This window comes from Actinoallomurus acaciae, from assembly GCF_042429965.1.
Taxonomy (GTDB): Bacteria; Actinomycetota; Actinomycetes; order Streptosporangiales; family Streptosporangiaceae; genus Actinoallomurus; species Actinoallomurus acaciae.
Map to the genome: position 1 here is coordinate 1 of NZ_JBHLZP010000658.1, position 3,919 is coordinate 3,919.

Genomic DNA, 3,919 nt, shown 5'->3' on the forward strand with positions numbered 1-3,919 from the left:
CCTCGGCGGCCGGCCCCGCTCAGGGTGTGGGCCGTCACGCGGCCCCGGCGGTCCGCGACCACGCGCCGGCGCGCGGCAGCGTGATCCACGGTTTCGTCGGCAGCCCCGACGGCGTCCCGGCGAGCCGGGCGGTGCTCACGCTGATCGACATTCAGGGCCACCAGCTCGGCCGCACCTCCGCGGGGCCGGACGGCCGGTACGAGCTGACCACGCCGGGGGCGGGGACCTACGTTCTGGTCGCGTCGGCGGAGGGCCATGACCCGCTGGCGAGCACGCTGGTGGTCGGCGACCGGCCGGTGGAGTTCGACCCGATCCTGGAGGGGTCGGCCGGGCTGACCGGCGTGGTCCGCGACGCGCACGGCGAACCGGTCGCCGACGCCCGGGTGGTCGTGACCAACCTGCACGGCGAGGTCATGACGACCGGCACCACGGGCGCCGACGGCGGATACGCCTTCTCCGGACTGCCCTCCGGCACCTACACGCTGGCGGTCAGCGCGGCGACTCACCGCCCGATCGCGGTCCCGGTCGAGCTGAACGGCGCGCGCACCGACAAGGAGATCGAACTCCCCGCGGGCGCCCGCATCGGCGGCACGATCCAGGCGGAGGGCCGCGGCCCGCTGCCCGACGCCCGGGTCACGCTGGTGGACGCACACGGCAACGTCGTGGACGTCACGACCACCGGCCCGGACGGCACGTACACCTTCGGCGACCTGACCAGTGGCCAGTACACGATCACGGCCTCCGGCTACCCGCCGGTCGCCTCCGCCGTGGTGCTGAACGGCAAGGACGAAGAGGCACACGACGTCTGGCTGAGCCACCAGGCCGGCGCCTGACCCGTACGCGTCCAGCCTGAACCACGGGCCTGACCACGGGCCTGAACCACGGGCGACCGCCGTCGACGGCGGTCGCCCGTCGCGTTTCAGGAAGGGCCGGAGGGGTCGGCAGAACACCGCCTCCGCGATCGCTCCGCGCGGTGCCGGTTCAGCGGTAGCCGTTGGTGGTGTTGAGGAGTTCGGAGCGCAGCCGGCGGCCGTAGCCGGTGGTCACGCCGAGGCGGCGGGCCAGCTCCGTGCCCGGGATGTCCGGCTCGGTGGCGAGCAGGGCGACGGCGCGTTCGCGGGCGCTGCCCCTGGTTCGTGCCGCCTCGGAGGACGCGGCCGGCTCCGGCTCCCGCGGTGACCCCATCTTCGGCTCCACCGGCGGCAGGTCCGGGATCGGGTCCGGCCGGGTGACCTCCGCCTCGGCCGGTGCCACTTCTGCCGGTGTCGCTTCTGTCCGTGCCATCTCGGCTCGCGTCACTTCGGCCGGTGCTGCCTCGGCCGGGGCCGTCTCGGCCGTACGGTCCGCAGGCGCGGTGCCGATCGTCCTCGTCAGCGAGGGGAGGAGTTCGGCCGGGGCCACCGCGGCGAGTCTGATGGCCATGCGTTCGTGGGCCGGGGCGTGGCGGCGCCAGCGGCGGCCGTACGTCATCTCCATGCGGGCGAGTTCCGCGTGGCGTTCGGCCTCGAGCCGCAGGGCCCGGCGGTACGACGTGATCTCCCAGAGGATCATGCGGCGGCGCAGGCGGGCCGTTGACAGCGGGGCCAGCAGCCAGCGGGAGCGGCGGACCCTCTCCATCCGGGCGCCGTTCACCAGGCCGACGCGGGCGGCGAGGACGTGGCGGGCGTACTCGCAGAACAGCACCCACAGCGCCGGCATCGCGGCGTGGGCGATGCGGATCGGGACCGGGCCGCCGGCCTGCCAGTTGAGCCAGATCGTCGCCGCGGTGAAGCCCCACGGGATCAGGCGCATCGACGGCCTGGCCATCCTCCAGTACGACAGGAGCAGGTCGGCCGCCGAGAAGACCAGGATCGCCATGTCGATGGCGACCGGCACCGCCCAGGCCGTGTCGTGGAACCACGGGTGCACGTACTCGTAGACCGTCTCGAACGACACGTACATGCCGATGAGGGCCAGCGTGAGCATGGCGAGGCCGATCAGGCACACCGCGGCGCGCTCGCCGGTGCCGTCGCCCAGCGCGCGGACCGGGTGCCCGTGCCGTTCGCCCTCGGAGTCAGTCACGAGCCACCTCTCCTCCGCCGATCCACTTTCGGAGGAACAATACGCACATTTCACCCCCATGATCTTCTGGTTTGCCGACGGTCACGGTGAATGTCACGCTAAGGGGCGATTGCGGACAGGCCGACTCCTCGGATAGTCAGGCGAGATGACCGCCACGTACGTCGTGCCCGCCCTCGCCGAGCCCGTCGAGATCCTGGTCGACCGCTGGGGCGTGCCGCACATCTACGCGCGTTCGCCCGGCGACGTGTTCGTCGCCCAGGGTTTCAACGCCGCGCGGGATCGGCTGTTCCAGATCGACCTGTGGCGGCGGCGCGGTCTCGGGCTGCTCTCGGAGGTCCTCGGCGGCGAGTACGTCGAGCAGGACCGCGCCGCCCGCCTCTTCCTCTACCGCGGCGACATGGCGGCCGAGTGGCTCGCGTACGGCCCCGGCACCGAGCGGGTGACCCGCGCGTTCGTCGCGGGGATCAACGCCTTCGTCGCCCTGTGCCGGGACCGCCGTGAGCACCTGCCGCCCGAGTTCTCCCACCACCTCCCCGCGTACTGGGCGCCTGAGGACGTGGCGCGGATCCGCAGCCACGGCCTCTTCGCCAACCTCGAGGACGAGGTCGCGCGGGCGCTCACCCTGCGTGACCACGGCTCCGCGGTGGAGGACCTGCGCCGCGTACGCGAGCCGGCGCGCCCGCTGCGCGTGCCCGAGGGGCTCGACCTGTCCGTCATCCCGGACGACGTGCTGCGCGTGTACCGGCTGGCGACGGGCGCGCCCCGCGCCGGGCTCGACGGCAGCAACAACTGGGTGATCGGTCCGTCCCGTACGGCCTCGGGGCGCCCGTTGCTCGCGAACGACCCGCACCGCGCCGTCACGCTGCCGTCGCTGCGCTACATCGCCCACCTGTCCGCCCCCGGCGTCGACGTCATCGGCGCGGGCGAGCCCGCCCTGCCCGGCATCTCCATCGGGCACAACGGGCGGATCGCCTTCGGGCTGACGATCTTCCCCATCGACCAGGAGGACCTGTACGTCTACGAGACCAACGACCGCCACGAGTACCGCTACCAGGGCCGCTGGGAGCCGATGGAGCGGATCCGGGAGACGGTGCCGGTCCGCGACGGCGACCCCGTGCCGGTCGAGCTGTGGTTCACCCGGCACGGGCCGGTCATCCACGAGGGCGAGGGGAGCGCGTTCGCGGTACGCGCGGCCTGGCTCGAGGAGGGCATGGCGCCCTACCTCGGCAGCATGGACTATATGGAGGCGAGCGGCCCGGACGAGTTCGTCGCCGCGATGCGCCGCTGGGGCGCGCCGGGGGAGAACCAGGTGTACGCCGCGCCGGACGGCACGATCGGCTGGCGTCCCGCCGGCCGCGTGCCCAGACGTTCCGGCTGGGACGGCACGCTGCCCGTCCCCGGCGACGGCCGGTACGAGTGGGACGGCTTCGTCGATGTGGACGAGCTGCCGTCCGTACGGGATCCCGGGCAGGGCTGGTGGGCCACCGCCAACCAGCGCAACGTGCCCGACGGCCACCCGGTCACGGTGACTCGCGACTGGTACGCCCCGTTCCGGTACGAGCGCGTCGGCGAGGTGCTCGCCTCGCGCACCGGCTGGACGGTCGAGGACTGCGTACGGCTCCAGACCGACTACGTCAGCCTGCCGGCGCGGCGGATCCAGCCGGTGCTGGACGGCCTGAGCGCCGACGACCCGAAGGTCGCGGCCGCCCTGGAGACGCTGCGGCGATGGGACGCGACGCTGTCGGCGGACTCGGGCGCGGCGGCGCTGTTCGAGGTCTGGTACCGCCGCCACCTGCGACCGGGCCTGCTCGACGCGGCGCTGTCCCGGCTGGTCCCGGCGGACCGCCGCGCCGCCGCG

Annotated in this window: 3 protein-coding genes; 2 read left to right on the top strand and 1 reads right to left on the bottom strand. The window is 73.6% G+C overall.

What is annotated here, in order from left to right; translation table 11 throughout:
* Window positions 1-833 (top strand): MSCRAMM family protein (locus tag ACFFNX_RS44350; RefSeq protein WP_378212270.1); only part of this gene is annotated, 833 nt, incomplete at its 5' end.
* Between the two features lie 148 nt (window positions 834-981).
* Here the strand turns inward: ACFFNX_RS44350 and ACFFNX_RS44355 are convergent.
* The gene (locus ACFFNX_RS44355; protein WP_378212271.1) at window positions 982-2,061 is read right to left on the bottom strand and encodes a DUF2637 domain-containing protein; all 1,080 of its coding nucleotides are present in this window, start codon (window positions 2,059-2,061) and stop codon (window positions 982-984) included.
* 145 nt (window positions 2,062-2,206) lie between these two features.
* On the opposite strand from ACFFNX_RS44355, the gene ACFFNX_RS44360 reads away from it, so the two are divergent.
* Window positions 2,207-3,919 (top strand): penicillin acylase family protein (locus ACFFNX_RS44360; RefSeq protein ID WP_378212272.1); only part of this gene is annotated, 1,713 nt, incomplete at its 3' end.